Consider the following 25,930-nt stretch of genomic DNA (forward strand, 5'->3'; position numbering starts at 1 on the left):
ACGGTAGGATACCGGAATGCACCGCCCGAGCCATATCCTGAATGCCGCGTCCAACCTGTTGGGCATCGCACTGGTCATCATCGCCGGGCTGAACGTCAGCCAGGTCGCGCGCAGCAGCTTCGCGGACGAGATCGCCTGGATGGCCGCCATCGCCTTCGGGCTGAGTTGTTTCCTGTCCTATCTGGCGCTGCGTTCCGGGGACGAGCTTCGACCCGGCGGAACCGGACCATGGGCGGACCGCATCTTCCTGTTCGGGTTGGTCGCGCTGATCGGCGCCATCATGGTGCTGGCGCTGACGCAATCCTGATCCCGCGCCTGCCATGGACGGCGGGGGGAGCCGGCCTTATCTGACGTGCATGAGCACCCGCTTCGATGCTTTGCCGAGCCGGCGCGCGATCATCAATCGGCGCACCCTGTCCGATGCTTTGACGGATCTGCCGGTAAGCGATTCCGCCGGGCTCCGTGCCGCTGCCACGCCGATCCTGAAAAAGGCGCTGGATGAGGGGCGCGCGGAGATCGCCCGCAGGCTGGCGGAACATCCCAGTCGCGGTGCGGAGACGGCGGCGGCCTATGCCTTCCTGACGGACCAGCTGCTGCGGCTGGCCTTCGACCTGACCGTCCAGCGGCTTTACCCCAACAACCATCCCAGTTCGGGCGAGCGCATCGCCCTGCTGGCGGTCGGAGGATATGGGCGGGGCGAGATGGCGCTCCATTCGGACGTGGACATCGCATTCGTCACGCCGTGGAAGCAGACGGCATGGGTCGAGCAGGTGATTGAGTCGATCCTCTATCTGCTATGGGACCTCGGTCTGAAGGTGGGGCATTCCAGCCGATCGCTGGACGACATGGTGCGCATGGCCAAGAGCGACCTGACGGTCTGCACGGCGATGCTGGAGGCGCGCTACGTGTGGGGAGACGAGGCGCTGTATGACGAGGGCGCGGCCCGCTTCGACCGCGAAGTGATGTCCGGCACGGCGCGGCAATTCATCACCGCCAAGCTGGCCGAGCGCAATGCCCGGCATGAGCGGATGGGCGACAGCCGCTATGTGGTCGAGCCGAACTTGAAGGAAGGCAAGGGCGGCTTGCGCGACCTCCACACGCTCTTCTGGATCGGAAAATATGTCTACAAGGTGCGGACGGTGGCCGAACTGGTCGATACCGGCCTGTTCACCGCGCAGGAGCTGCGCCGGTTCCGCCGCGCGGAAAACTTCTTGTGGGCGGTGCGCTGCCACCTTCACATCCTGGCGCGCCGGGCCGAGGACCGGCTGACCTTCGACGTTCAGGCGGAGATTGCGTCGCGGATGCGCTATGCCGCCGACCGGCCGGGGCGCGCGGCCGTGGAGCGGTTCATGCGCCATTATTTCCTGACCGCGAAGGAAGTGGGCGACCTTACCGGCATATTCCTGGCGCAGCTGGACGAAAGCTTCGCCGCCCGCACCCGCCGACTGGGGCTGCCCAGCCTGCCCCGGCGCAAGCGCAAGCTGGAAGGATTCCTGCTCCAGCGCGAGCGGCTGACGATCCCTGACGAAACGTTCTTTGCGGAGGATCCGGTCCGCCTGATCCAGATGTTCGCGCTGGCCGATCGCTACGAGCTGGAAATCCACCCCCTTGCCATGCGACAGGCGGGGCGCGACGCCCGGCTGATCGACGGCACTGTGCGCGACGACAAGCGCGCCAACGCCATGTTCCTGTCGGTGCTGTCGTCCCCCCGCAATCCCGAAACGGTGCTGCGCTGGATGAACGAGGCGGGCGTGTTCGGCCGCTTCGTGCCCGATTTCGGCCGCGTGGTGGCGCAGATGCAGTTCGATATGTACCACCATTTCACGGTGGACGAGCATACCGTCCGCGCCATCGGCCTGCTTGCGCGCATCGAAAAGGGCGACCTGCTGGGGGATCATCCTCTGGCGTCCAGGATCGTGGGCCATATCGTGTCGCGGCGCGCGCTCTATGTCGCCGTGCTGCTGCACGACATCGCCAAGGGACGCGGCGGCGACCATTCGGAGCTGGGCGCAGAGATTGCCGAGAAGCTATGCCCGCGCCTTGGTCTGTCGGCGGCGGAGACGGAGACGGTGGCGTGGCTGGTCCGCTACCACCTGCTGATGTCCGCGACGGCGTTCAAACGCGACTTGTCCGATTTCAAGACCATCCTCGACTTCGCCGAACTGGTGCAGAGCCCGGAGCGGCTGCGCATGCTTCTGGTGCTGACCATCGTGGACATTCGCGCGGTGGGCCCGGGCGTGTGGAACGGGTGGAAACGGCAGCTGCTGGGCGACCTCTACGATGCGGCGGAGGAGGTGCTGCGGCTCGGCCACAAGCAGCGCGGGCGGAGCGAGCGGATCGACCTCAAGCGCGCCGACCTGGCCGACGAACTCGGCTGGCCCGACGCGCGGTTCGAGGCGCATGTGCGCCGCTTCCCGGACAGCTACTGGGTTGCCGAAAGCCTGGACATATTGGAGCGCAACGCCCGGCAGATCGCCGCGGCGGATGCGGGCAAGCGACCCTTGTCCATCTCTGCCATGGCCGATCCCCAATTGGGGGCGACCCTGGTTACGGTCTATGCCGGCGACCATCCGGGTTTGTTCTACCGAGTGGCAGGCGCGATCCACCTGGCGGGCGGCAACATCATCGACGCGCGCATCCACACTACGCGCGATGGCATGGCGGTCGACAATTTCCTGGTGCAGGACCCGTTCGGGCAGGCGCTGGACGATCCGCACCGGCTGCGCCGCCTGTCGCAGGCGATCGAGGATGCCCTTGCGGCCAGGGGGCAGCTTGCCGCCAAGCTGGGCGCCAAGCCGGCGCCGCGGATGCGCGCCCATGCCTTCACCGTCGTGCCCAACGTGCTGATCGATAACAATGCCTCCAACCGCTACACGGTGGTGGAGGTACATGCCGGGGACCGTCCGGCTTTGCTGCACGCGCTGGCCTATGCAATGTTCGAGGCGAAGGTGACGATACACTCCGCCCACATCGCCACTTATGGCGAGCGCGCGATCGACGTCTTCTACGTCACCGACCTGATTGGGGACAAGATCACCAGTCCGGCGCGCCTGCGTACCTTGGAGCGGCTGCTGCTGGCCGCCGCCGGGGGCGAGCCCGCCGACAAGGCGCGCAAGGCGGCCTAAACGGAGCTGAGCGGCTTCAGCGCCCCTGCATGTCGCGCGCGTCGGCGGGGATGCGGACGGTGAGGGTGCCCCAATCTTCCTCCAGCCAGATCTGGCAGGCAAGCCGGCTGGTGCGGGTGACATGCGCCGCCAGGTCGAGCAGGTCGTCTTCGTCGGCACTTGCGGGCGGCAGCTTGGCAAAGTCTTCGGGCGCGACGATGACGTGACAGGTGGAGCAGGCCATCTGCCCCTCGCATGTTCCTTCCAACGCCTGGCCGTTCGCCTGGGCGATGTCGAGCAGACGTTCGCCGCTGGCCGCCTCCACGTCGCCGATCGTCTCGCCCCCGGCCGACAGGAACCATATCTTCATGCCCACTCCCACTGTCGCGCGGCGGCCTGTTCGATCAGGACGGCGGCGCGATCCACCTCATCCTCCGTCGTGTAGCGGCCGAAACCCAGCCGGATAGAGGCGCGTGCCTGCTGGTCCGACAGACCGATGCCGCTGAGGACATGGCTCGCCCGGCCGGATCCGCTCGCGCAGGCCGAACCGGCGGAGAAGGCGATCTGCCGCAGCTCCGAGATAAGTCGCCCCGCATCCACGCCGTCGCGGCGGAGGTTGAGGTTGCCGGGGTAGCGATGGTCCATGCCGCCATTTACCTGCCAGTCCGGCCCCAGGGCGACGAGAAGCCGGTCGCGCAGCGCGGCAGCGTGGTGAAGGTCAATGTCCATGCGCTCCGTCGCCACGGCGGCAGCGGCACCGAATCCCGCGCACAAGGACGGCGACAACGTGCCCGATCGCAGCCCATATTCCTGCCCCCCGCCATGCAGCAGCGGTTCCGGCTCAACCCCGTCGCGCAGCCACAAAGCGCCGATCCCCTTGGGGCCATGGACCTTGTGCGCGGAAATGGCGACGGCATCGCAATGCTCGATCGGGATGGCGATGCGGCCATAGCCCTGCGCCGCGTCGCAGACCATCCGCGCGCCCGCCGCGCGCGCTCTCTCGCCCAGCGCGGCGATCGGCTGGATCGTCCCGATCTCGTTATTGACCAGCATCGCGGCCACGACCGCCGTGCGTGCGTCGATCGTCCGGCGCGCCGTGTCCAGGTCGACCCGCCCGTCGCGATCGACCGGCAATATGGCGCACTCATACCCCATCTTTTCCAGCCAGCGCGCCGTGTCGAGTACGCAGGCATGTTCGGTCGCGACCGTCACCAGCTTGCGCCGGTCCGGTGGTGCCGCCGCCATCAGGCCCTTCAGCGCCCAATTGATCGCCTCGGTCGCGCCGCTGGTGAAGAACAGGCGCCCACCGTCACCGAACGGAGCCGCCACCTGCATCCGGGCGAGTTCCACCGCCGCCGCCGCCTCGCGACCCATGCGATGGGGGGAGTGGGGGTTCCCGAACCGGTCGTTCAGCCACGGCAACATCGCGTCACGGGCCGCTGGCGCAAGCGGGGTCGTCGCCTGGTAATCGAGATAGATCATGCCGCGCGCCGCCGATCCGCGATGCGGCGCCATGCCTGAAGGAAAAGGTCGACCTCGGCATCGGTCGTTTGGGGAGCCAGGCTGACGCGGATCACCTCGCGCGCGGCGGTCTCGTCCCACCCCATCGCGGTCAGCACCGCGCTCGGCCGCAGGCTGCCCGAGCTGCACGCGCTGCCCGCCGAAACCGAGATGCCGGCCGCATCGAGCTCGATCAGCTGGGCGGCGGCAGCCAGGCCAGGCAGCCGGTAGGAGGCGATTTCCGGCAGGCGCGAGTTCGCATCCGCTACCACCACGCCGCCAAGCTCGCGCGTCGCCGCGTCGATTCTCGCACGCAGCGAAGCGAGGTGGTCGCGCGGTCCGCGTTGCTCCAGCGCCACGGCAAAACCGATCGCGGCAGGAACATTCTCCGTGCCGGGACGATAGCCTTGCTCCTGTCCTCCGATAGCAAGAAGCGACCCTAACTCTTTGATAAGCAAAGCACCTATTCCCGGCGGGCCGCCAAGCTTGTGCGCCGACAGGATCAGCATGTCGGCCGAGGGCAGCGGGATCTTGCCCGCGGTCTGCGCCGCATCGGCCAGCCAGAGGCCTCCGCGCTCCCGGACCGTTACGGCAAGGTCGTCCAGCGGCTGGATCACGCCCGTCTCGCTATTGGCGACCTGCACCGCCACCAGCGCATCGCCGGGGATAGCTTCGGGTTTGACTGTGCCGCTGGCATCGACCGGAATGATGGTGGCGTCCTTGCCCAGGCGCAGGATCGCGTCATGCTCGACGGCGGACACTGCGCGTGTCGCTCGCCGTGCGCGGGTGAGTGCCAGCGCGGCGGCGTCGCTCGCGCCGCCGGTGAAGATCACCGCTCCGTCCCAGTCGAGCGCCGCCTTGATCCGCCGCCGCGCATCCTCCAGCGCCGCCCGCGCCGCGCGCCCCTCCGCATGGGGCGAGGAGGGGTTGGCCCAGCGCCCGAATGCATCGACCATCGCCTCCCGCACTGCCGGCAGGATCGGCGTCGTCGCAGCATGGTCCAGATAGATGCGGTCGGCCATGTGAGCTTTCATGTCTCCATGATTGCGCGATGATGCGCCTTTTCTATATAGGCGCGGCGCGCGCGCGTTCCCAAGCGCATCCCCGTCATTCTGAAGCGAGAGCGATGCCCGACGTCATTTTCCCTGGCCCCGAAGGCCGTCTCGAAGGTCGTTTCCAGCCTGGCCCGCGCCCGCGCGCGCCGGTGGCGATGATCCTCCACCCGCATCCGCAGGCGGGCGGCACCATGAACAACCGTATGGTGCAGGAGCTATACAAGACCTTCGTCCGTCGCGGTTTCGCCACCTTGCGCTTCAATTTCCGCGGTGTCGGCAAGAGCCAGGGCGTGTTCGACAACGGGGTCGGCGAACTGTCCGATGCTGCTTCGGCGCTCGACTGGGTCCAGTCGATCCATCCGGAAGCGCAGACCACCTGGATCGCCGGCGTCAGCTTCGGCGCGTGGATCGGGATGCAGCTGCTGATGCGCCGGCCGGAGATCAAGGGCTTCATCTCCGTCGCCCCGCCCGCCAACCTCTACGACTTCACCTTTCTGGCGCCATGCCCGTCGTCGGGCATCATCATCCAGGGCGAGGCGGACGAGGTGGCGACGCCGGGCGCGACCCAGAAGCTGGTCGACAAGCTGCGCACGCAGAAGCACATCACGATCCACCACGATGTGATCCCGGGGGCCAACCACTTCTTCGAGCATGAAATGCCGCAGCTGATGAAGTCGGTGGACGATTATCTGGATATGCGGCTCAACGGCTGAACGGTCTGGTAACCTGGCCGTTGCATAGGCGGCACGGACCGGCCTATCGACGGCCAAGGATTAACCAAGTCACTTTCGGAATGTGACGGGAAAACAAGAGGTGACCGTGCCGACCCAATTTGCGCCGCGCAGCCGGAAGGTGCGTATCCTCGCGACGCTGGGCCCCGCGTCGAGTTCGTCGGAGATGATCCGCAAGCTCTATCTCGCCGGTGCCGATGCGTTCCGCATCAACATGAGCCACGGCGCCCATGCCGACAAGGTGCCGCTGATCCAGGCGATCCGCGGGTTGGAAGAGGAGCTTGGTCGCCCGGCCACGATCCTGTTCGACCTGCAGGGGCCGAAGCTGCGCGTCGGCAAGTTCGCGGAGGGCAAGGTGCTGCTGGAAACCGGCGCGCACTTCGTCCTCGATCGTGATTCTACCCCCGGCGATGCGACCCGGGTCGAGTTGCCGCACAAGGAGATCTTCGCGGCGCTGGAGGTCGGCGCGCGGCTGTTGCTGGACGACGGCAAGCTGGTGCTGCGCGTGTCGAGCGTGGCGCCCGAGCGGATCGAAACCATTGTCGAGGTGGGCGGTCCGCTGTCCAACTCCAAGGGACTCAACGTGCCCGACGTGGTCGTGCCGATGGCGGCGCTGACCGAAAAGGATCGCGCGGACCTGGCCTTTGCCGTGGAGCAGGGCGCCGACTGGATCGCACTCAGCTTCGTGCAGCGGCCGGAGGATGTGGCGGAGGCTCGCCGTCTGATCGGGGGCAAGGCATCCGTCCTCGCCAAGATCGAGAAGCCGGCGGCGGTCGAGCGGCTGGAGGAAATCCTGGAACTGGCCGACGCCGTGATGGTCGCGCGTGGCGACCTGGGCGTGGAACTGCCGCCGCAACAGGTTCCGTTGGTGCAGAAGCAGATCGTCGCCACGGCCCGCCGGATGGGCCGCCCGGTGGTGGTCGCGACGCAGATGCTGGAATCCATGATCGTCTCGCCGTCGCCGACGCGGGCCGAGGTGTCGGACGTGGCCAATGCCATCTATGATGGCGCCGACGCGATCATGCTGTCGGCGGAGAGTGCCGCCGGCGCATGGCCGGAGGAAGCCGTGTCGATGATGGACCGCATCGCCGTCGCGGTGGAGAACGACCCCGGCTACAAGGCGCGCCTGCACTTCACGGAAACGCTGCCCGATCCGACCACGGCCGACGCTTTGTCGCAGGCCGCCAAGGAGATTGCGGACACGATTTCCGCCAGTTCCATCATCTGCTTCACCGTGTCTGGATCGTCCGCCCGCCGCATCGCGCGCGACCGGCCGGCGGTGCCGCTGATGGTTCTGACGCCGTCGCTCACCACCGCGCGGCGCGTCGGCCTGATGTGGGGCACCCATGCGGTGCACACCAAGGACGTCGACAGCTTCGAGGAAATGGTCGCCAAGGCCAAGCGGATGGCGCTGCGTCACCAGCTCGGCAAGGCCGGCGACCGGGTGGTGATCATGGCCGGCGTGCCGTTCGGAACGCCGGGCTCCACCAACGTGCTGCACGTCCAGCGCCTTACCGGCAAGGAGCTGGAAGGCCACGACGCCTGACGATGGGCAGGTTCCGGTACAGGGTCAGCATGATGCGGATACAGGTCGCATCATGCTGACCCTGCCCGAAATGCCTGTCGCCGCGTGGCACCCGGGGATCCATATATCGCCCCGGGTGACGCCGAGTGACCGGGTCAGCCGGTTTGTGGAGAGTGCGGGGCAGGAATATACCGCCCCTGCCATCACCTTTTCGGATCCGCAGCCGATTGTGGTCGCCGGCGGCCGCTTCGCCGTCCTGTCGCGCGATGGCGGGCTTGATCTCAACTCCATCCACACGCTGGGCGCACATCATTGGCACCAGCTGTTTGCCGGCGTGCAGCGGTCGGTGGTTCATCCTGCTACGGGGATGGCGCCTCTGGTGGCCGGCAATTCCGGCAAGGATGCCTATTTCCATATGCTGTTGGAAACGATGGGCGCGGTGCTGGCCTATCGCGCCCTCGGGCATGGCGACGCACCCGTGATCGTGCCGCCGCTGGATGCGGAATGGAGGCGCGACCTGGCGGCCTTTCTTGCGCCGGACACGACTTGGATCGAGGTGCCCGGAGACGCGCTGGCGAGTTTCGACCGCGCCGTCCTGACCAACATGACGGGGCGATCCTCCGGCTTTGCGCCGCATCCGCATGTTCTCGCACTGTTTGCACAGGCCGCTGCACCACTTCCCCGATCAGGGCGAGGGCGTAGGCTCTATATATCGCGCCGGGATGCCCCGGATCGACGCCCGATGCGCAACGAGGCGGAGCTGATCGCCCTGCTGCAAGCGCGCGGCTTCTACGTGTTGACGCCGGGAGGGCTGTCGCCGGCGGAACAGGCGGCCACGTTCCGCGACGCGGCAGTGATCGTAGGGCCGCATGGGGCCGGGCTCGCCAACCTGCTATATTGTCGTAACGGCAGCCAGGGTCCGAAGATGCTGGAACTTCTGTCCGAAGGCTATCCCGGTCGCTGCTACGTGAAGCTCGCCCAGGCCAAGGGGCTGGCTTATGCGGCGCTGATCAATTCGGAGGTGGAGACCGCCGACCATTTCCATCGCTCGGCGTGGGAATGCGATCTCGACATGGTGCGGGCTATATTGCCGCATCTGGACGCATGAATACCGGACGTTTGCCGGTTATTGTCCGCACATACGAAAACGGCCGCGCTTTCGCACGGCCGCATCGATTCGACGTTGCGTCACCCAACGTCGGGCTTGGTCAGCCCTGGCGGGCCTTGAAGCGACGGTTGGTCTTGTTGATCACATAGGTGCGGCCGCGCCGGCGGATCACGCGATTGTCGCGATGACGGTCCTTCAGCGACTTCAGGGAATTGCGGATCTTCATGGCCGTTACGCCTGCCTTGTGTTCTTGGGTTGTCGAAAGAGGCGTCCGCTTATGCGGTGAACTGTTGAGTGTCAACCATTTCGGTATGCAGCGATCTTGCATATTGGGCGTTTCAGCGGCGTAACGACGCGCACTTTAAAGGAGAACAGCATGCGCTCGACCCTGTCCGTTGCCCTGCTTGGCGCGCTGGCGCTCGCGGGCTGCGCCAGCCAGCCGAAGACCGAAGTGACCCGGTTCCACCTCAATCAACCGATTGCGCGCGGACAGATCACTGTCGAGCCGCTGCTCCCCGCCGATCGTGGCAGCCCCGAATTTCAGGCCTATGCCAACGTTGTCGGCGCCGAACTCGCCCGGCTGGGCTTCACCGAGGCTCCGGGCCTGACCAAGTCGGAACAGGTGGCGGCCGTCGTCGTCGACCGGGCCTTCTTCGATGGTCCTCCGCGTTCGTCCTTCTCGCTCGGCCTCGGCGGCGGCACGTTCGGCCGCCACACCGGGATCGGCGGCGGCGTCAGCGTTCCGGTGGCGGGCAATCGCCCGTCGCAATATGTCAGCACCCGCCTGACGGTGCAGATCAAGCGGCGTTCCGACAGCACCACCATCTGGGAGGGCAGGGCGCAGACCAGCGGCCGCTTCGGGGAGCCCGGCAGCCAGCCGACCGACGCGGTGCAGAAGCTTGCCACCGCCATGTTCCAGGACTTTCCGGGCGTGTCGGGGCGGACTATCACCGTCAAATGACTGCACACATCTCCGCCGCATTCGACAGCGGCAATATCCGTGTCCTTTCGCAGGATGGTGATCGCTTCGATCTGGAGATCATCACCGATCAACGATCGGATTTCTACCAATGGTTCCACTTCCGCCTGACCGGCGCGGCCGGGCGGACGGTGGAACTGCGGATCACCAACGCGGCGGGATCGGCCTATCCGGACGGGTGGCCCGACTATCGCGCACGCTGGTCGGCGGATCGCGAGGATTGGCGTCTGGCGGAGACCAGCTTCGCCGATGGCATACTGACGATCCGCCATGCTTGCGATGTCGACAGCCTGTGGTTCGCCTATTTCGCGCCTTATTCGATGGAGCGGCACCATGATCTGGTCGCCAGCGTCGCGATGCTGCCGGGCGTCGGCTATCGCTCGCTCGGCCAAACGCTCGACGGGCAGGATATCGACTATCTGACGGTGGGCGAGGGCAAGCTGCAGGTATGGCTCTATGCCCGCCAGCACCCCGGCGAATCGATGGCGGAATGGTGGATAGAGGGCGCGATCGGCCGCCTGACCGACCCGTTCGATCCGGTCGCGCGCGTGCTGCGCCGCGAGGCGACCTTTCACATCGTTCCCAACATGAACCCGGACGGGTCACGGCGCGGGCACTTGCGCACCAATGCCGTCGGCGTGAACCTCAATCGCGAGTGGCACGAGCCTACGGCGGAGCGCAGTCCCGAGGTGCTGGCCGTGCGCAATCGAATGGACGAGACGGGGGTGGATTTCGCCATCGACGTCCATGGCGATGAGGCGATCCCCTACGTCTTCCTCGCCGGCTTCGAAGGCATTCCCAGCCTGACCGAGCGGCAGGCGGCGCTGTTCAACCGCTTCCGCGACACGCTGGCGCGGCGCTCGCCCGATTTCCAGAGCAAGCATGGCTATGCCGTGGTGGGCAGCGGCGGGGCCAATCTATCCATGTCCACCAACCAGCTGGCTGAACGCTTCGGCGCGGTGTCGATGACGTTGGAAATGCCGTTCAAGGACAATGACGATCTGCCCGACCCCGAGTTCGGCTGGTCGGCGGAGCGCTCGATGCGCTTGGGCGAGGATTGTCTCGGCGCGCTGCACGAGATGATCGGCGATTTCGCGGCCTGATCCGTTTCCTGGAGGAATGATGCGACACGTCGCCGCCGCGCTGGCGGCTACCTTGTTGGTGGCCGCCCCGACCATTGCCCAGCCCGCCACCGATGGCCATGCGCGGCTGTTCGCGCTCTTTGCCCAGAGCGACGAGGCCAATCTGCGACGCAATCCGCTGGAGGCGCTCGGCCGCGGTGACCTGCGCTACGCCGATCAGGCGGGGGATCCGTTCAGCGACGCTTACTTCGCAGCGGAGCGGGATGCGGCCACGCGCGAGCTGGCGGCATTGCAGGCGATCGATCGGACGCAGCTCGATCTTACCGATCAGCTCGCCTATGACAGCTTCGCGTGGAAGACGCGCGACCAGCTTAAACTGCTGGCTGATCCGGACCTGCTGTTGTCGCTCAAGGTGCGGCCTATCGACCACTTCTTCGGCATCCATCTCTCCTATCCCGATCTGGCTTCGGGCAAGGGCGTGGCGCCTTTCGCGACGCTGGCGGATTACGAGAACAATCTTATCCGCAACGCTGCTTATGCGCGCCTGCTGGACGAGGTGATCGGCCGTTTTCGACAGGGTATGCAGGCAGGCATCCTGCAGCCGCAATTGACCGTCCGCAACATGATCGAGCAGCTTACGGCGCAGATCAACGAAGGCGTGGAAACATCCACCTTCTACGGTCCGGTCCGGCAATTTCCGGAGGGCGTGAAGGAAGCCGACCGCCCGCGGCTGCGCACCGCTTATGCAACGCAGATCCGCGACGTGCTGATCCCGGCGGAGACGCGGCTGCGCGACTTCCTGCAGCGTGAATACCTGCCGGCCGCACGCCCCTCGGTCGGGCTGTCGGCGATGAAGGGCGGCGCCAAGCTCTACGCCTACCTGATCGAGAGCAACACCACCCTGCCGATGAGCGCGGCAGAGGTCCACAAATTGGGCTTGGGGGAGGTCGCGCGCATCCGGAGGGGGTTGGCCGAGCAGCAGCGCATCGTCGGCTTCAAGGGCACGCCGCAGCAATTCTTCGCCTTCCTGCGCACCTCGCCCCGGTTCCAGCCCAAAAGCGCCGCCGAACTGCGCGACGGCTATTTCGCCACCAAGGCCAAGGTGGAAAAACGGCTGGCGGAGCAGTTCTCCACCTTTCCCAAGACCCCGCTCGAAATCCGGCCGGTGCCTGCCTACCAGGAGAAGACGGCGGCGGGCGGCTCCTACAATGCCGGCACCCCCGATGGATCGCGCCCCGGCATCTTCTACTATAACAGCTACGACCTGCCGTCGCGCGTGACGTGGGAGAAGGAAACCCTATTCCTGCATGAGGCGGAGCCGGGCCACCATTTCCAGATCAGCCTGGCGCAGGAAAACGACAAGCTGCCCAACTTCATGCGCTTCGAAGGCAATACCGCCTTTCAGGAGGGCTGGGCGCTCTATGCCGAGAGCCTGTGGAAGGAACTGGGCATGGAGAGCGATCCGTGGCAGCGGATCGGTGGCCTGAACGACGAAATGCTCCGCGCCATGCGTCTGGTGGTGGATACGGGCATCCACGCTTACGGCTGGAGCCGTGAGCGGGCGATCCAGTATATGCTCGACAATTCGCCGGAGACGGAGACGGACGCCACGGCCGAGGTGGAACGCTACATCGCCATTCCAGGCCAGGCGCTCGCCTACAAGGTGGGCCAGATTACCATTTCGCAGGCCAAGACGCGCGCGCAGCAGGCGCTCGGCGCGCGGTTCGACCCGCGTGCCTTTCATGCGCAGGTACTGGACACGGGCGCGCTGCCGATGACCGTGCTCAATGCCAAGATCGATGCCTGGATCGCATCGCAGCGGAGGAACTGACACCAATACAGCGGCGGTTCAGCAGCCGATCGGCAGAGAGGCTGCTTGCCCCGTTTCGGCGACCACATTAGGCACGATGGCGATGCCGCCGGCGTGCCGGCTCAGAGGAGATGGACCATGAAGATTGTTTCGCACCTTGCGCTGGCGCTTGCGCTTGGTGGCCTTGCCGTGGCCACGCCGGCCTCCGCCGCGAAGAAAAAGGATGAGGCAGCGGCGCCGAAGAAGAATTATTCCAAGGAGGCGCTTGCTCCGCTGGCCGCCGCCCAGAAGGCGCTGGACGGCAATGATGCGGCGACGGCCGCCGCGGAACTGGAGAAGGCGCGCGCCGCCGCGACCACCGAAGATGACAAGTATGCGACCGGCTCGCTGATGTACAAGCTGTCGCAGCAGAACAAGGACAATGCCCTGCAGGCGCAGGCTATCGACCTGATGGTGTCCAGCGGCCGCGCCGACCCGGCCGTGCTGCCCCAGCTCTATATCGCGCAGGCGCAGCTTGCGTGGGAGAAGAAGGACTATCCCCGTGTTGAGCAGGCGCTGACCGCGGCCCAGCAGTCCGGCACCGACAATACCGACATCGTGCCGATGCTGGTGATGGCGCAATCCAACCAGGGTCAGCCGCTCAAGGCGCTGCAGACCGTCAACACCGCGATCGACAAGCAGGTCGCCGCGGGCAAGCCGGTCCCGGCCGAATGGTATGAGCGCGGCGTCGACCTCGGCTATCGCGCGAAGGCCAATCCGGCGGACGCACCGGCCATCAATGCCGCGACGCTGGAAGTCACCAAGAAATGGGTGGCCGCTTATCCGACCAAGAAGAACTGGAACAACGCGCTGCGCGTCTATGGCGATCGCGCCAACCTGGATACGGCAGCACAGGTGGACGTATTCCGCCTGCTTCGCCACGCCAACGCGCTGAGCGGTGACGTCGATTATCGGGAATATGCGCTGGACGTCTATATGCGCTTCCCGAACGAGGCGATGTCGGTTCTTCAGGAGGGCAGCTCCAAGGGCGTCGTCAACCTGACCGGCAAGAATGACGCCACCGACGTCATGGCGCAGGTCAAGGCCAAGGTGCCGGGCGACAAGGCCTCGCTGGCCGGCGCCGACAAGTCGGCCCGTGCCGCCGCGACCGGCAAGGGTGCCCTCAGCACCGCCGACGCGCTGGTCGGCTACGGCGAATATGCCAAGGCGGTCGACCTCTACAAGGTTGCCATGAGCAAGGGCGGCGTCGACAACAATGTCGCCAATCTGCACATGGGTTGGGCGCTGGCCCAGTCGGGTGATGCGGCGGGCGCAAAGACGGCGTTCGGCCAGGTTCAGGGCCAGTTGAAGCCGATCGCCGACTTCTGGGTGATCCACCTCGACCATCCCACGACCGAAGCGTGACGTGACGGGCGGGCGGCATCCAGCCGCCCGCCTTCGTTCAGGCGTCGTCGACGGGAACGCCGCATGCCTCCTTGGACGTGCGGATCGTCAGCGACGTCTTGACGCTCGCCACGTTCGGCGCAGGCGTCAGCTTGGATGTCAGGAAGCTTTGAAACGATTGAAGGTCGTGCGCCACGATCTTTAGGATGAAGTCGATCTCGCCGTTTAGCATGTGGCATTCCCGGACCTCGGCAAGGCCGGCGATATGCGCTTCGAACCGCTTGAGATCGTCCTCGGCCTGGCTCTTCAGGCTGACCAGCGCGAACACCATGATCCCGTAGCCCAGCTTCACGGCATCCAGTTCAGCGTGATAGCCACGAATCACGCCGGCTTCCTCCAACGCGCGCATCCGGCGCAGGCAGGGCGGCGCGGTCAGCCCCACGCGGCGGGCCAGTTCGACATTGGTAACGCGACCTTCGCTCTGCAACGTGCCCAGGATCGTACGATCGAGCTCGTCGAGGGTGATATGTGTCGCCATGTGCATCTTTCCCGTTAGCCGTTAGCCAGAGCGGCATAATAAAGTTTCTTGGTTAAGCAACTATGCTCTTCCCCCACGGCTTGCCTGACGGCGTGTTCCTCGTCTATTCAGCCGCCGTGGGCCTGTAGCTCAATGGTTAGAGCTGGCCGCTCATAACGGCTAGGTTGCGGGTTCGAGTCCTGCCGGGCCCACCATGATTATCCCGAAATATCTGCTGCCTGATCGTGCATGGGCGTGCGCGATGCCTGTCAATCCTGGCCGTGCATTGCCGTCCGGTGCACCCCATCACGGCAGTTGCCGACAGATCCCCTTGCGCCAGCATTGCCTCGCGAGGGCGTTCACCAGATCCGAGGGCGGTCACGCCGCCATGGCGCGCGACCACAAGGCGAGAGCCGCCATAGATCCCGATCAGCGCATAAGGGTCGATCAAGCCATCGGCCATAGGCCGACGGTGGATCAGTCCGCGAAGTTGAAGCCTTGGGAGAGGAAGCCCGGCACCGGACCATTCCAATCGTAGCGCGACGACCGGTCTTCAACCACGCGCAAGGGCGGTTCCGCCGAAACCCGTGCCGGTGCCTCGACCGGCGGTTCCTTCGGAGTTCGAGCCGGTGCCTTTGCCGATGGTGCCGCAACGACCTGCTCGACCGCCTCGGCTGCTTCAGCCGTCGCGCCGTCGCGCCGTCGCCTGCGGCTACCCTTGGAGGCGGACGCGTCCTTCTTGTCCTCGGCCGACTTTTGTGCCGGCTTCGGGGCCGGGGCGGAGGCCGTTTCCGACGCGCCATCGCGCGTGATCCGCTCGATCTTCTGACCGGTCAGCTTTTCGATGTTGGCGATCGCCTCGGCATCCTCGCTGGTGACCAGCGTAAAGGCCTTGCCCGTGGCGCCGCCGCGACCGGTGCGACCGATGCGATGCACGTAGTCGTCGGGATGCCAAGGCACGTCGAAGTTGATGACGTGGCTGACGCCCTTGATGTCCAGGCCGCGCGCGGCGACGTCGGACGCGACCAGGATGTTGATGTCGCCGGTCTTGAAGCGTTCGAGTTCGCGCAGCCGCTCCGCCTGTTCCATGTCGCCATGGATCTGGCTGGCGGCAAAACCGTGCTGCGTGAGCGACGTGGTCAGTTCGCGCACCATGGTCTTGCGATTGGAGAAGATGATTGCCGTGCGGAGGTCATCGGCGCGCAGCAGCCCGCGCAATGTCTCGCGCTTGCCCCGGGTGGACGTTTCCACCAGCCGCTGCTCGATGGCGGCGTTGGTGGAGGCGGGACGGGCCACCTCGACCGTCTTCGGGTTGGACAGGAACTTGTCCGCCAATTTCTTGATGGGCGGCGGCATGGTGGCCGAAAAAAGCAGGGTCTGGCGCGTCGCCGGCAGCTTGGAGCAGATTTCCTCGATGTCGGGGATGAACCCCATGTCGAGCATCCGGTCCGCTTCGTCGATCACCAGGGTGGTGCAGCCGGACAGCAGGATCTTGCCACGCTGGAACAGGTCCATCAGCCGGCCCGGCGTCGCGATCAGCACGTCGACGCCCTTTTCCAGCGCCTTCTGCTGGTCGCCCATGGAGACGCCGCCGATCAGCAGCGCCATGGAGAGCTTGTGATACTTGCCGTATTTCTCGAAGTTTTCCGCAACCTGGGCCGCAAGTTCGCGTGTCGGTTCCAGGATCAGGCTGCGCGGCATCATCGCGCGCGCACGGCCATGGGCCAGCACGTCGATCATCGGCAGCACGAAGCTGGCGGTCTTGCCGGTCCCGGTCTGCGCAACCCCGATCAGGTCGCGGTTCATCAGGACTGGCGGGATCGCAGCCGCCTGGATCGGAGTCGGCTCGGAATAGCCGGCATCGGTGATGGCGCGGAGGAGTTCGTCGGAAAGGCCGAGGTCGGCGAAAGTCATGTCTGTCCGGTTCAGGATCTAGGGAGCGCGTAGTTGTGCCCCTGTGAATGCCGATCGCTAGGAACCAAATCAACCAAACTGTCAAGTAAAAGCCGGATCAGTCGTCCATCTTGGGCACGAGTTTACGGAACCGGTCGATCGGGCATTCGCCGCCTGCCCGGTCTCGAACGACGTCGCGATCGCTGCAGATCAACCCGTTCGCCGGTGGAAGAATGTAGAAGCCGCTATAATAATCCAGCCCGGGGCAGGACGAGGCGAGCCGCGCCCGCATCCGTTGCCCGCCGCGCATCACGAAATCGACCCCGCCTTTGTCCAGCACGGCGGCGCCCAGGATGTCGTTCATCGGCACGCAGCGCGGGCCTTTCTTTTCGCGATAGGTCTGCACCACGTGGCGGCGGGCATGCAGGGTCTGCACCCGCACCACCATGCGCGAGCGGAAGCTGAGCTGCGCCATCTCGACCGCGCCGGGCCAGGCGGAATGCGGTGCGGGCGCGGCACCAGCCAGCGCGGCGGCAAGCAGCAGCATCAGGATCGCGGGTCCGTCATCGCTTTCTCCGTTCCGGACCCGCGCTTTAATGCCGCATGAACTGGCGGGCGGCAGGCCGGCCAGGTTATAGGACGGTGATGACCTGTGTTCCCGATGCAACATTCTTGGCGCTGCTCGCACGGCGATTGGGGCCCAAGGGCTTCACCGCCGATCCCCGCGCGCTGGCGCCGTGGCTGACCGACTGGCGCGGGCGCGTGGCGGGGCAGGCATCGGCGCTGCTGTCCCCGGCCACCACGGACGAGGTGGCCGACATCGTCCGGCTTGCGGCGGAGGCGCGGGTCGCGATTGTTCCGCAGGGCGGAAACACGTCGATGGTCGCGGGCGCGGTGCCGCCGGCGGAGGGTGGCGCGCTGCTCCTGTCCCTGCGGCGGATGAATGCGATCCGCTCGGTATCGGCCGACGACAATGTCGCGGTGGTGGAAGCCGGCGTGATCCTTGCGACCTTGCACGAGGCGGCGGAGCAGGTCGGCCGACGTTTCCCGCTGAGCCTGGCGGCCAAGGGATCGGCCACGATCGGCGGGCTGATTTCCACCAATGCGGGGGGAACGCAGGTGCTGCGCTTCGGCGCGATGCGGGCGCTGGTGCTGGGGGTGGAGGCGGTGCTGCCGTCCGGCGACCGGTTCGATGGCCTGTCCGCCCTGCGCAAGGACAATCGCGGCTACGATCTGCGCCAGTTGCTCGTCGGGGCGGAGGGGACGCTGGGGATCGTCACGGCGGCCAGCCTGCGGCTTGTTCCGGCGGTGGGCAGGCGCGCCGTGGCATGGATCGGTCTGGACCGGCCGGCCGATGCGCTCCGCCTGCTGCGGCAGCTGGAGGAGGCGACGGGCGAGGCGATCGAGACCTTTGAACTGCTGCCGCGCGTGGCGCTCGACCTCGTGCTCGCGCATGTGCCGGGCACCCGCGCGCCGTTGGCCGGATCGCATCCCTGGTATGTGCTGCTGGAGGCGACCGCGCCTGCGGCCCTGCCGGACCCGGCCGATAGTCTCTCCGGCGTGCTGGCGGGCGCGATCGAGAGCGGGGCGATCAACGATACCGCCATCGCCGCCAGCGAAGCGCAGGCCGACGCCCTGTGGCGGCTGCGTGAAACCGTGCCCGAGGCGGAGCGGGCGGACGGGCCGGCCGTGAAGCATGACATCTCCGTGCCCGTATCCGCTACGCCCGATTTCCTCGCCACAGCCATCTCCGCGGTGGAGCGGCAATTCGCCGGGACGCGCGTCTTCGCCTTCGGTCATCTCGGGGACGGCAACATCCACTTCAACGTGCGTCCGCCCGAAGGTGCGGATCGCCCCGACTGGATCGCCCGTCATGGCGCCGCGGTGAGTTGCTTGGTGCACGATCTGGTGGGGCGGCAGGGCGGCTCGATCTCCGCCGAGCACGGCATCGGCCAGATCCGCCTTGCCGAGTTCGCGCGCACCGCCGATCCGACGCGCCTGGCCCTGCTGCGCGCCATCAAGGGCGCGCTCGACCCCCACGGCATCATGAATCCGGGCAAGCTGATCCCGGCAGAGTAGGTTGCGAAGCCGGATGCGAGCCAATAGACGGCACGAACCGTCGGCCACCCGGCCATACGCTTGTTTTGGAGAGAAATGATGGCGAGCGCCGCCCAGCCTGCAATGCAGGGTCTGCCCATGCTCTATAATGACCTGGTCCCGCTTTCCAGCGTGGAGCATGCGACGTGGAAGATGCGGCCGCTGAGCGATCTTAACATGATCGCGCAGGTGCATGCCGTGCCGCTGACGGTGGAGGAGTTCCCGCTGGCGCAGCGTTTCTTCCCGATCGTGTTCTCGTCCGGTGCCGAAGCGGTGCCGCTGGCGCTGATGGGCCTGAACGAGGGCGTGAACGTGTTCGTCAAGGACGGCAAGTTCGACGCTGGCTATGTGCCTGCGTTCCTGCGCCGTTATCCGTGGCTGCTGGCTCGGCTCAACCAGGATCAGGACGAGCTGTCCTTGTGCTTCGACCCGTTGAGCGGCCTGGTCGGCGAGTTCGAGGATGGCCTGCCCTTGTTCGAGAACGGACAGCCGGCTCAGGTCGTCACCGACACGCTCCAATTTTGCGAGCAGTTCGAGATTGCGGCGCAGGCGACCACGCAGTTCATCAAGGAGCTGAACGACCTCAACGTCCTGGAGGACGGCGAGTTCAGCATCCAGCATCCATCCATGCCCCAGCCCTATAATTATCGTGGCTTCCGCATGGTCAACAACGACAAGCTGCGCGAGCTGCGCGGCGATCAGCTGCGCAAGATGAACCAGAACGGCATGTTGACGGTGCTGCACGCCCACATGTTCTCGCTCAACCTGATGAACGACATCTTCGGTCGGCAGTGGGATCAGGGCCAGGTGCCGGGCGCGATCGCGGCGAACGGCGCGGCCTGAGTGACGAGCCGACCGGCAAACAAAAATTTCGCGATCCTTGAAACCCTTAGGCCGCTCGCTTATTTATGCAGTGTCCTATCGTGTTCCCCCTTTCGCGGTAGGACTTGAGCGCGCCAAGGCGCGCTCCCTCCCTGAACCTTGGCCACTCTGCACGAAAGTGCAGGGTGGCTTCTTTTATTCGGCGGCTGCGGGGAAGGCGGCCTGTGCCGCCAGGCAGGCTTCGCGCGCCAGATCCGCTATCAGTGCGCGGACCGGCTGCAATCCCATGGACACGTCCCGCAATCCGGCCTCCAGATAGAGGTTGCGATCGATCTCGACCTGCACGGCATGGATGCCGGTCGAGGGGCTGCCATGGCGTGCAAGCACATAGGCGCCCGCATAAGGCGCGTTCAGGGCGGTGGTGTAACCATGCAGCCGCGCGGTGGCGGCCAGACGCGCCGCAAGGCCGGGCGCCGCGGAGCGACCATGCCGGTCGCCGATCACGATCTGCGGCGGGCGCGCTCCGTGGAGCGGCGGCATGGAATGGCAATCGAGCAGCACGGCATGGCCGAACCGGCGCCATGCATCGTCCAGCGCCTGGGCAATGGCCGCGTGATACGGGGTATGCACCGTGTCGATCCGGCGCTGGATGGATGCGGTGGACGGGGGGATGCGCCACAGCTCGCGCCCGCCGATCCTTGTCGGGATCAGACCCAAGCCGGACCGTGCCCGACTGCTGACCGGAAGCTTGCTCAGCGCCGGCCAGCGCAGCAGGGGCTCCAGATCCTCCTCACCGCGATTGAGGTCGATCCAGGCACGGGGCGACCGCGCCACGATCCCCACGGCGCCCTCCGCCACCGCCTGGGTGATCAACAGGTCGGCATGGCGATCCTCCAGCGATTCGAGACGGGACACGGGACCGGCCGCCGCCGCCAGCAGTTCGGGTGGATAGTCCCGTCCGCCATGCGGCACCGCAACCACGATGGCCGTCGTCGGGCTTGGCGGGCCGATCCGTACGAACGGGGCACTCTCTCCGGCCGCTATGTCCAGGGGGTCGGTCATGCGATCATGCTAATCGCGCGTGACGTTTCCGTGAAGCCATCTCACGCCCCACGCGTTGACTGACGCATTGCGGCTAGAATTTGTTAACCATTGCGGCGATAAAGGGCCTGAACAGACTGTCAGCAGGTCCCCGGAGAGCCCAGATGATACGTATCCTACTCGCCGAGGACGACGACTCCATGCGCGAATATCTCGCGCGTGCTCTGGAGCGGACCGGCTACGGTGTGAAGGCCGTTAACAGCGGGATGTCCGCCCTGGTCGAGCTTGAACGTGACTCGTTCGACCTGCTGCTTACCGACATCGTCATGCCGGAGCTGGACGGCATCGAACTGGCGCAACGGGCCGGCACGATGCACCCCTCCATGCGGGTGATGTTCATCACCGGCTTCGCCGCCGTCACGCTGCAGAACGGGGCCATGCCGCCCGAGGCGAAGGTGCTGTCCAAGCCGTTTCACCTGCGCGATCTGGTGATGGAGGTGGACCGCATGTTCGAAATGGGCAGTGCAGCCGATCTTTGAGTGCTTGCGCAATCGAAAAGGCTCCGCTAGGAGCCCCGCCAGACGCTGAGTTTAGAGCCCCTCGGGGCTCCAGTGGGCGTGTAGCTCAGTGGTAGAGCACTGTGTTGACATCGCAGGGGTCGCAAGTTCAATCCTTGCCACGCCCACCAGATAGAAGCCCCGCCAGGTTCATGACTTGGCGGGGCTTTTTCGTATCTGCCTTGCTCCGGCGGCGCCCGGTCCAGCGCGGCGGGCGGGGGTGTTGCGGGCGTTCGGGGTTAGGCCTAGTCCTGGCTCATGGTCGACGTGCCTGCACCGATGATCCGCCAAGCCGGCGATCGGGCGCGTCCGGCATTCGGGCAGCAACCGCCACCATGCGGAAACATCCGGCACGACAAGCCTGCGCCCGGGCCATCCAGCAGAGAGAGGATGACAGCCTGTGAAGCTGCACGACGTTCGAACCTACAAGTCGGCCGAGCCGCTGCTGCGCGAGGAGCAGCTTGCGTGGAAGATGGCGGCGGTCGCCACCGATCCCGTGCCCGTCGAGGCCGATGTGGCGGAGATGATCGGCAACCGCATTATCGACAATGCCGCCGTCGCCGCCGCATCGATCGCGCGCCATCCGATCCGCACGGCGCGGGCGCAGGCGCTGGGGCATCGATCGGATCGCGGCGCACCCATCTTCGGCCTGTCGCGGGACGTGCGGATCAGCCCGGAATGGGCCGCATGGGCCAATGGCACGGCGGTGCGGGAGCTGGACTTCCACGACACCTTCCTGGCCGCCGACTACAGCCATCCAGGCGACAATATCCCCCCGATCCTGGCCGTGGCGCAGGCCGGGGGCTGCGACGGGGCGGCGCTGGTGCGTGGGCTGGCGGCCGGATACGAACTGCAGGTCGATCTGGTGAAGGGCATCTGCCTGCATGAGCACAAGATCGACCATATCGCCCATCTGGGACCGAGCGCGGCGGGCGGGATCGCTGCATTGTTGGGCCTGTCGACCGAGATCACCTATCAGGCGATCCAGCAGGCGCTGCACGTCACCACCACCACCCGCCAGTCGCGCAAGGGCGAGATTTCGACATGGAAGGCCTATGCCCCCGCTTTCGCCGGCAAGATGGCGATCGAGGCGGTCGATCGCGCGATGCGGGGCGAAGGCGCGCCGTCGCCGGCCTATGAGGGCGAGGACGGGTTCATCGCGTGGCTGCTCTCCGGGCCCGACCACGTCTACCATGTGCCGCTGCCTGCGCCGGGGGAGGCGAAGCGCGCGATCCTGGACACCTATACCAAGGAATATTCGGCCGAGTATCAGAGCCAGGCGCTGATCGATCTCGCCTGCCGGTTGCGGGCCAGGATCGGTGACCTCAGCGGGGTGAAGGACGTGCTGATCCGTACTAGCCATCACACGCACAATGTGATCGGCACCGGCGCCAACGATCCGCAAAAGATGGACCCCAATGCCAGTCGCGAGACGCTGGATCATTCCATCATGTATATCTTCGCCGTGGCGCTGGAGGATGGCGGCTGGCACCATGTGAATAGCTATGCGCCGGAGCGCGCCAGGCAGCCCCAAACCGTCGCCTTGTGGCGCAAGATCACCACGGTGGAGGATCCCGTCTGGACCGGGCGTTATCATGCGCCGGGTGCCGACAAGGCATTTGGCGGGCAGGTGATCGTGACCATGGAGGATGGCAGCGTCCTGCAGGACGAACTCGCGATCGCGGATGCCCATCCGCTCGGCGCGAGGCCGTTCGATCGGCCGCGCTACATCGACAAGTTCCGCACGCTGGCGGACGGGATTGTGGAGGAGGCCGAGCAGGATCGCTTTCTCGCCTTGGTGGAGCGGCTGCCGAGCCTGTCGGCGGACGAGGTGCTGGACCTGAACTTTTCGGTTCTGGCGGAACGGCTGGGCGCGGATGCGCCGGCCGGCATCTTCTAACATAAGGGGAGCCGGAGAGGATGACCGAACAGACATTCAAGCCCAAGAAGTCGGTGGCACTGTCGGGGGTGCCGGCGGGCAATACCGCTTTGTGCACCGTTGGCCGCACGGGCAACGACCTGCATTATCGCGGCTATGACATTCTCGACTTTGCCGACGAGGCGGAGTTCGAGGAAATTGCCTATCTGCTGGTGCATGGCGAGCTGCCCACGGCGGCGCAACTCGCGCTCTACAAGGCGAAGCTGCGCAGCCTGCGTGGCCTGCCGCAGGGGGTGAAGGTGGCGTTGGAGGCGATGCCGGCGGCCGCGCACCCGATGGACGTGATGCGCACCGGCGTATCGGCGCTGGGCTGCGTCCTGCCGGAGCCGGCGGACCATAATCTGGCGGATGCCCGCGACATTGCCGATCGGCTGATGGCGTCGCTCGGCTCGATGTTGCTTTACTGGTATCATTTCGCGCATCATGGCCGGCGGATCGAGGTTGAAACGGACGACGATTCGATCGGCGGCCACTTCCTCCACCTGCTGCATGGCCGCCCGCCGTCGGACAGCCATGTACGGGCGATGCACACCTCGCTGATCCTCTATGCCGAGCATGAGTTCAACGCCTCCACCTTCACCGCGCGGGTGATCGCCGGCACGGGATCGGACATGCATTCCTGCATCGCCGGCGCGATCGGGGCGTTGCGCGGGCCGAAGCATGGCGGCGCCAACGAAGGCGCGTTCGACATCCAGAAACGCTATCCCGGCCCCGACGCGGCCGAGGCGGACATTCGCCGCCGGGTGGAAGCCAAGGAGGTGGTGATCGGCTTCGGCCATCCCGTCTATACCGTGGCGGACCCGCGCAACGAGGTGATCAAGCGGGTCGCCCGGCGATTGTCGGAGGAGATCGGGTCGCAGCGCCAATTCGCCGTCGCGGAACGGATCGAGGTGGTGATGGCGGACGCCAAAGCCATGTTCGCGAACCTGGATTGGTATAGCGCCGTGTCCTACCACGTCATGGGCGTGCCCACCGCCATGTTCACGCCCCTGTTCGTGATCGCCCGCACCTCCGGCTGGTCGGCGCACGTGATCGAGCAGCGGGAGGACAACAAGATCATCCGCCCGTCCGCACATTATACCGGCCCCGACGATCTCGCCTGGGTTCCGCTGGCCGCGCGGACATAGGAGGAACCATGCCCTATCTCGTTGCCGATGACCTGCCCGCCACCAGCGCGGGCCGGCGCTTTCGCGAGGCGCTGGCCCGGCCGGGCATCTACCGCCTGCCGGGTGCGCACAACGGCCATGCCGCAATCCAGGCGAGGAGGGCCGGGTTCGACGGCCTCTACCTCTCCGGCGCGGCGATGACCGCCTCCATGGGGCTACCCGACCTCGGCATTATCACGGTAGACGAGGTCGCCTTCTTCATCCGCCAGGTCGTGCGATCGTCCGGCCTGCCGCTGCTGGTGGATGGCGACACCGGCTACGGCGAGGCGCTGAACGTGATGCACATGGTCCGCACCTTCGAGGAGGCGGGGGCAGGGGCCGTCCACCTGGAGGACCAGCTGCTGCCCAAGAAATGCGGGCACCTCAACGACAAGAGGCTTGCCGACGCGCACGACATGGCGGCCAAGGTCGCCGCCGCGGCCAAAGCGAGCCGGGATATCGTGGTGGTCGCCCGCACCGATGCCGCCGCCAGCGAAGGGTTGGAAGGGGCCGTCGCCCGTGCGAAATTGTATATGGCGGCTGGCGCCGACGCGATCTTCCCCGAGGCGCTGAACACGCGGGAAATGTTCACCGCCTTCGCCGAACGGATGCCGGGCGTACCCCTTCTCGCCAACATGACCGAGTTCGGCAGAACGCCCTTCTTCACCGCCGACGAGTTCGCAGCGATGGGCTACAAGATGGTGATCTGGCCCGTATCCTCGCTGCGCGTCGCCAACAAGGCGCAGGAGGAACTCTATGCCGCGATCGCCCGTGACGGCGGCGCCCATGCGATGGTGGACCGCATGCAGACCCGCGCTGAATTGTACGACGTGATCGGGCTCCACGATTACGAGGCGCTCGACGCCTCCATCGTGCGCACGATCGTGCCGGACACGCCCGCACAAGGATGACCCCGCCGGCGGGCGATGGTATAGGGCAGGGCATGAGCGAGTATGAGCGTCCCGTCCTGACCCCGCCCGACGGGCACAAGAAGGTGCTGCTGCACAGCTGCTGCGCACCCTGTTCGGGTGAGGTGATGGAGGCGATGACCGCGAGCGGCATCGATTACACCATCTTCTTCTACAACCCCAACATCCACCCGAAGGAGGAATATGTCCTCCGCAAGGAGGAGAATATCCGCTTCGCCGAGGCGCATGGCGTGCCGTTCGTCGATGCGGATTACGACACGGTGAACTGGTTCAAGCGCGCGCGCGGCATGGAGCATGAGCCCGAACGCGGCGTCCGCTGCACCATGTGCTTCGACATGCGGTTCGAGCGGACGGCGCTCTATGCGCATGAACATGGCTTTCCGATCATCACCTCCTCGCTCGGCATCTCGCGCTGGAAGAACATGACGCAGATCAACGATTGCGGGGAGCGGGCGGCGGCACATTATCCGGAGCTGGCCTACTGGACCTTCAACTGGCGCAAGGGCGGCGGCGGCGCGCGGATGATCGAGATTTCCAAGCGCGAGCATTTCTACCAGCAGGAATATTGCGGCTGCGTTTACTCGTTGCGCGACACCAATGCCCATCGCGTGTCGCAGGGGCGGGAGGAGATCCGCATCGGCGAACTCTATTACGGCGACGAGCCCAAGCCATGAGGGCGAGCGGGGCGGTTGCGCAGGCGCGGCTGCCCCGCT

Annotated in this window: 24 protein-coding genes and 2 tRNA genes; 18 read left to right on the forward strand and 8 right to left on the reverse strand. The window is 66.0% G+C overall.

Going from position 1 to position 25,930, the window contains the following annotated elements:
* Positions 1–16: 16 nt before the first annotated feature.
* Together Q0D93_RS04565 and Q0D93_RS04570 are read left to right on the forward strand one after the other, a co-directional pair.
* The gene (locus tag Q0D93_RS04565; RefSeq protein WP_294391765.1) at positions 17–307 is read left to right on the forward strand and encodes a hypothetical protein; all 291 of its coding nucleotides are present in this window, start codon (positions 17–19) and stop codon (positions 305–307) included.
* Between the two features lie 49 nt (positions 308–356).
* On the forward strand, positions 357–3,125 hold the full coding sequence (locus Q0D93_RS04570) for a [protein-PII] uridylyltransferase (protein ID WP_294391766.1): 2,769 nt from the start codon (positions 357–359) through the stop codon (positions 3,123–3,125).
* A gap of 16 nt (positions 3,126–3,141) precedes the next feature.
* Here Q0D93_RS04570 and Q0D93_RS04575 read toward each other — a convergent pair whose 3' ends face one another.
* Genes Q0D93_RS04575 through Q0D93_RS04585 form a run of 3 tightly spaced genes read right to left on the reverse strand, consistent with a single transcriptional unit; the run spans position 3,142 to position 5,626 of the window.
* On the reverse strand, positions 3,142–3,474 hold the full coding sequence (locus Q0D93_RS04575; RefSeq protein ID WP_294391767.1) for a 2Fe-2S iron-sulfur cluster-binding protein: 333 nt from the start codon (positions 3,472–3,474) through the stop codon (positions 3,142–3,144).
* The gene (locus Q0D93_RS04580) at positions 3,471–4,586 is read right to left on the reverse strand and encodes a cysteine desulfurase family protein (RefSeq protein ID WP_294391886.1); all 1,116 of its coding nucleotides are present in this window, start codon (positions 4,584–4,586) and stop codon (positions 3,471–3,473) included. The genes Q0D93_RS04575 and Q0D93_RS04580 overlap by 4 nt, the downstream gene beginning before the upstream one ends.
* Entirely contained in the window at positions 4,583–5,626 is a 1,044-nt protein-coding gene (locus Q0D93_RS04585; protein WP_294391768.1) for an aminotransferase class V-fold PLP-dependent enzyme, read from the reverse strand. Before Q0D93_RS04585 ends, Q0D93_RS04580 begins: the two co-directional genes overlap by 4 nt.
* A gap of 104 nt (positions 5,627–5,730) precedes the next feature.
* On the opposite strand from Q0D93_RS04585, the gene Q0D93_RS04590 reads away from it, so the two are divergent.
* The 3 genes from Q0D93_RS04590 to Q0D93_RS04600 all read left to right on the forward strand — a co-directional run bounded on the left by Q0D93_RS04590 (position 5,731) and on the right by Q0D93_RS04600 (position 9,023).
* Positions 5,731–6,372, forward strand: coding sequence for an alpha/beta hydrolase (locus tag Q0D93_RS04590; protein ID WP_294391769.1), 642 nt, complete (start codon positions 5,731–5,733; stop codon positions 6,370–6,372).
* Positions 6,373–6,478: 106 nt separating this feature from the next.
* Positions 6,479–7,936, forward strand: coding sequence for a pyruvate kinase (gene pyk, locus Q0D93_RS04595; protein WP_294391770.1), 1,458 nt, complete (start codon positions 6,479–6,481; stop codon positions 7,934–7,936).
* 115 nt (positions 7,937–8,051) lie between these two features.
* Positions 8,052–9,023 (forward strand): glycosyltransferase 61 family protein, encoded by a 972-nt coding sequence (locus tag Q0D93_RS04600; protein WP_294391771.1) that lies wholly within the window; start codon positions 8,052–8,054, stop codon positions 9,021–9,023.
* Between the two features lie 100 nt (positions 9,024–9,123).
* On the opposite strand, the gene ykgO is transcribed toward Q0D93_RS04600, so the two are convergent.
* Positions 9,124–9,249 (reverse strand): type B 50S ribosomal protein L36, encoded by a 126-nt coding sequence (gene ykgO, locus Q0D93_RS04605; protein WP_003046794.1) that lies wholly within the window; start codon positions 9,247–9,249, stop codon positions 9,124–9,126.
* Positions 9,250–9,399: 150 nt separating this feature from the next.
* Between ykgO and Q0D93_RS04610 the strand changes: the two genes are divergently transcribed.
* The 4 genes from Q0D93_RS04610 to Q0D93_RS04625 all read left to right on the forward strand — a co-directional run bounded on the left by Q0D93_RS04610 (position 9,400) and on the right by Q0D93_RS04625 (position 14,298).
* On the forward strand, positions 9,400–9,984 hold the full coding sequence (locus Q0D93_RS04610) for a DUF4136 domain-containing protein (RefSeq protein WP_294391772.1): 585 nt from the start codon (positions 9,400–9,402) through the stop codon (positions 9,982–9,984).
* Positions 9,981–11,105 (forward strand): M14-type cytosolic carboxypeptidase, encoded by a 1,125-nt coding sequence (locus Q0D93_RS04615; RefSeq protein WP_294391773.1) that lies wholly within the window; start codon positions 9,981–9,983, stop codon positions 11,103–11,105. Before Q0D93_RS04610 ends, Q0D93_RS04615 begins: the two co-directional genes overlap by 4 nt.
* Positions 11,106–11,124: 19 nt before the next feature.
* On the forward strand, positions 11,125–12,915 hold the full coding sequence (locus Q0D93_RS04620) for a DUF885 family protein (RefSeq protein WP_294391774.1): 1,791 nt from the start codon (positions 11,125–11,127) through the stop codon (positions 12,913–12,915).
* Positions 12,916–13,032: 117 nt separating this feature from the next.
* Entirely contained in the window at positions 13,033–14,298 is a 1,266-nt protein-coding gene (locus tag Q0D93_RS04625; RefSeq protein WP_294391775.1) for a hypothetical protein, read from the forward strand.
* A gap of 37 nt (positions 14,299–14,335) precedes the next feature.
* Here the strand turns inward: Q0D93_RS04625 and Q0D93_RS04630 are convergent, their stop codons facing one another.
* Positions 14,336–14,815 carry an Lrp/AsnC family transcriptional regulator gene (locus Q0D93_RS04630; protein WP_294391776.1) on the reverse strand — a complete coding sequence of 160 codons (480 nt, stop codon included), beginning with the start codon at positions 14,813–14,815 and terminating at the stop codon, positions 14,336–14,338.
* Positions 14,816–14,933: 118 nt separating this feature from the next.
* Here Q0D93_RS04630 and Q0D93_RS04635 point away from each other — a divergent pair.
* Positions 14,934–15,009: transfer RNA gene (locus Q0D93_RS04635), tRNA-Ile, on the forward strand.
* Positions 15,010–15,271: 262 nt separating this feature from the next.
* Here the strand turns inward: Q0D93_RS04635 and Q0D93_RS04640 are convergent.
* A complete protein-coding gene (locus Q0D93_RS04640; RefSeq protein WP_294391777.1) occupies positions 15,272–16,708 on the reverse strand; it encodes a DEAD/DEAH box helicase in 1,437 nt (478 codons plus the stop codon).
* A gap of 97 nt (positions 16,709–16,805) precedes the next feature.
* The gene (locus Q0D93_RS04645) at positions 16,806–17,234 is read right to left on the reverse strand and encodes a hypothetical protein (RefSeq protein WP_294391778.1); all 429 of its coding nucleotides are present in this window, start codon (positions 17,232–17,234) and stop codon (positions 16,806–16,808) included.
* A gap of 98 nt (positions 17,235–17,332) precedes the next feature.
* On the opposite strand from Q0D93_RS04645, the gene Q0D93_RS04650 reads away from it, so the two are divergent.
* Together Q0D93_RS04650 and Q0D93_RS04655 are read left to right on the forward strand one after the other, a co-directional pair.
* Entirely contained in the window at positions 17,333–18,766 is a 1,434-nt protein-coding gene (locus Q0D93_RS04650; protein WP_294391779.1) for an FAD-binding oxidoreductase, read from the forward strand.
* A gap of 78 nt (positions 18,767–18,844) precedes the next feature.
* Positions 18,845–19,627, forward strand: a complete 783-nt coding sequence (locus Q0D93_RS04655; RefSeq protein WP_294391780.1) for a SapC family protein — start codon at positions 18,845–18,847, stop codon at positions 19,625–19,627.
* Between the two features lie 174 nt (positions 19,628–19,801).
* On the opposite strand, the gene Q0D93_RS04660 is transcribed toward Q0D93_RS04655, so the two are convergent.
* Positions 19,802–20,668: an N-formylglutamate amidohydrolase gene (locus tag Q0D93_RS04660; RefSeq protein WP_294391781.1), complete on the reverse strand. Its 867-nt coding sequence runs from the start codon at positions 20,666–20,668 to the stop codon at positions 19,802–19,804.
* 143 nt (positions 20,669–20,811) lie between these two features.
* Here Q0D93_RS04660 and cpdR point away from each other — a divergent pair, with 143 nt between their 5' ends.
* The 6 genes from cpdR to Q0D93_RS04690 all read left to right on the forward strand — a co-directional run bounded on the left by cpdR (position 20,812) and on the right by Q0D93_RS04690 (position 25,891).
* The gene (gene cpdR / locus Q0D93_RS04665; RefSeq protein ID WP_294391782.1) at positions 20,812–21,186 is read left to right on the forward strand and encodes a cell cycle two-component system response regulator CpdR; all 375 of its coding nucleotides are present in this window, start codon (positions 20,812–20,814) and stop codon (positions 21,184–21,186) included.
* A 74-nt stretch (positions 21,187–21,260) separates the two neighbouring features.
* Positions 21,261–21,335 (forward strand) — tRNA-Val (locus tag Q0D93_RS04670).
* Between the two features lie 269 nt (positions 21,336–21,604).
* A complete protein-coding gene (locus tag Q0D93_RS04675) occupies positions 21,605–23,104 on the forward strand; it encodes an MmgE/PrpD family protein (protein ID WP_294391783.1) in 1,500 nt (499 codons plus the stop codon).
* A 20-nt stretch (positions 23,105–23,124) separates the two neighbouring features.
* Positions 23,125–24,270, forward strand: coding sequence for a 2-methylcitrate synthase (gene prpC, locus Q0D93_RS04680; RefSeq protein WP_294391784.1), 1,146 nt, complete (start codon positions 23,125–23,127; stop codon positions 24,268–24,270).
* Between the two features lie 8 nt (positions 24,271–24,278).
* Positions 24,279–25,199 (forward strand): methylisocitrate lyase, encoded by a 921-nt coding sequence (prpB, locus tag Q0D93_RS04685; RefSeq protein ID WP_294391785.1) that lies wholly within the window; start codon positions 24,279–24,281, stop codon positions 25,197–25,199.
* A gap of 32 nt (positions 25,200–25,231) precedes the next feature.
* On the forward strand, positions 25,232–25,891 hold the full coding sequence (locus tag Q0D93_RS04690) for an epoxyqueuosine reductase QueH (protein WP_294391786.1): 660 nt from the start codon (positions 25,232–25,234) through the stop codon (positions 25,889–25,891).
* Positions 25,892–25,930 lie beyond the last annotated feature (39 nt).

The sequence above is a fragment of the uncultured Sphingomonas sp. genome (assembly GCF_934560975.1).
GTDB lineage: Bacteria > Pseudomonadota > Alphaproteobacteria > Sphingomonadales > Sphingomonadaceae > Sphingomonas_I.

What these genes read in the sequence shown, in the direction of transcription:
- Q0D93_RS04565 (WP_294391765.1), top strand. Translation starts at nt 17, where the DNA reads ATGCACCGCCCGAGCCATATCCTGAATGCCGCGTCCAACCTGTTGGGC.
- Q0D93_RS04570 (WP_294391766.1), top strand. Translation starts at nt 357, where the DNA reads ATGAGCACCCGCTTCGATGCTTTGCCGAGCCGGCGCGCGATCATCAAT.
- Q0D93_RS04575 (WP_294391767.1), bottom strand. Translation starts at nt 3,474, where the DNA reads ATGAAGATATGGTTCCTGTCGGCCGGGGGCGAGACGATCGGCGACGTG.
- Q0D93_RS04580 (WP_294391886.1), bottom strand. Translation starts at nt 4,586, where the DNA reads ATGATCTATCTCGATTACCAGGCGACGACCCCGCTTGCGCCAGCGGCC.
- Q0D93_RS04585 (WP_294391768.1), bottom strand. Translation starts at nt 5,626, where the DNA reads ATGGCCGACCGCATCTATCTGGACCATGCTGCGACGACGCCGATCCTG.
- Q0D93_RS04590 (WP_294391769.1), top strand. Translation starts at nt 5,731, where the DNA reads ATGCCCGACGTCATTTTCCCTGGCCCCGAAGGCCGTCTCGAAGGTCGT.
- ykgO (WP_003046794.1), bottom strand. Translation starts at nt 9,249, where the DNA reads ATGAAGATCCGCAATTCCCTGAAGTCGCTGAAGGACCGTCATCGCGAC.
- Q0D93_RS04610 (WP_294391772.1), top strand. Translation starts at nt 9,400, where the DNA reads ATGCGCTCGACCCTGTCCGTTGCCCTGCTTGGCGCGCTGGCGCTCGCG.
- Q0D93_RS04615 (WP_294391773.1), top strand. Translation starts at nt 9,981, where the DNA reads ATGACTGCACACATCTCCGCCGCATTCGACAGCGGCAATATCCGTGTC.
- Q0D93_RS04620 (WP_294391774.1), top strand. Translation starts at nt 11,125, where the DNA reads ATGCGACACGTCGCCGCCGCGCTGGCGGCTACCTTGTTGGTGGCCGCC.
- Q0D93_RS04625 (WP_294391775.1), top strand. Translation starts at nt 13,033, where the DNA reads ATGAAGATTGTTTCGCACCTTGCGCTGGCGCTTGCGCTTGGTGGCCTT.
- Q0D93_RS04630 (WP_294391776.1), bottom strand. Translation starts at nt 14,815, where the DNA reads ATGGCGACACATATCACCCTCGACGAGCTCGATCGTACGATCCTGGGC.
- Q0D93_RS04640 (WP_294391777.1), bottom strand. Translation starts at nt 16,708, where the DNA reads ATGACTTTCGCCGACCTCGGCCTTTCCGACGAACTCCTCCGCGCCATC.
- Q0D93_RS04645 (WP_294391778.1), bottom strand. Translation starts at nt 17,234, where the DNA reads ATGCTGCTGCTTGCCGCCGCGCTGGCTGGTGCCGCGCCCGCACCGCAT.
- Q0D93_RS04650 (WP_294391779.1), top strand. Translation starts at nt 17,333, where the DNA reads ATGACCTGTGTTCCCGATGCAACATTCTTGGCGCTGCTCGCACGGCGA.
- Q0D93_RS04655 (WP_294391780.1), top strand. Translation starts at nt 18,845, where the DNA reads ATGGCGAGCGCCGCCCAGCCTGCAATGCAGGGTCTGCCCATGCTCTAT.
- Q0D93_RS04660 (WP_294391781.1), bottom strand. Translation starts at nt 20,668, where the DNA reads ATGACCGACCCCCTGGACATAGCGGCCGGAGAGAGTGCCCCGTTCGTA.
- cpdR (WP_294391782.1), top strand. Translation starts at nt 20,812, where the DNA reads ATGATACGTATCCTACTCGCCGAGGACGACGACTCCATGCGCGAATAT.
- prpC (WP_294391784.1), top strand. Translation starts at nt 23,125, where the DNA reads ATGACCGAACAGACATTCAAGCCCAAGAAGTCGGTGGCACTGTCGGGG.
- prpB (WP_294391785.1), top strand. Translation starts at nt 24,279, where the DNA reads ATGCCCTATCTCGTTGCCGATGACCTGCCCGCCACCAGCGCGGGCCGG.
- Q0D93_RS04690 (WP_294391786.1), top strand. Translation starts at nt 25,232, where the DNA reads ATGAGCGAGTATGAGCGTCCCGTCCTGACCCCGCCCGACGGGCACAAG.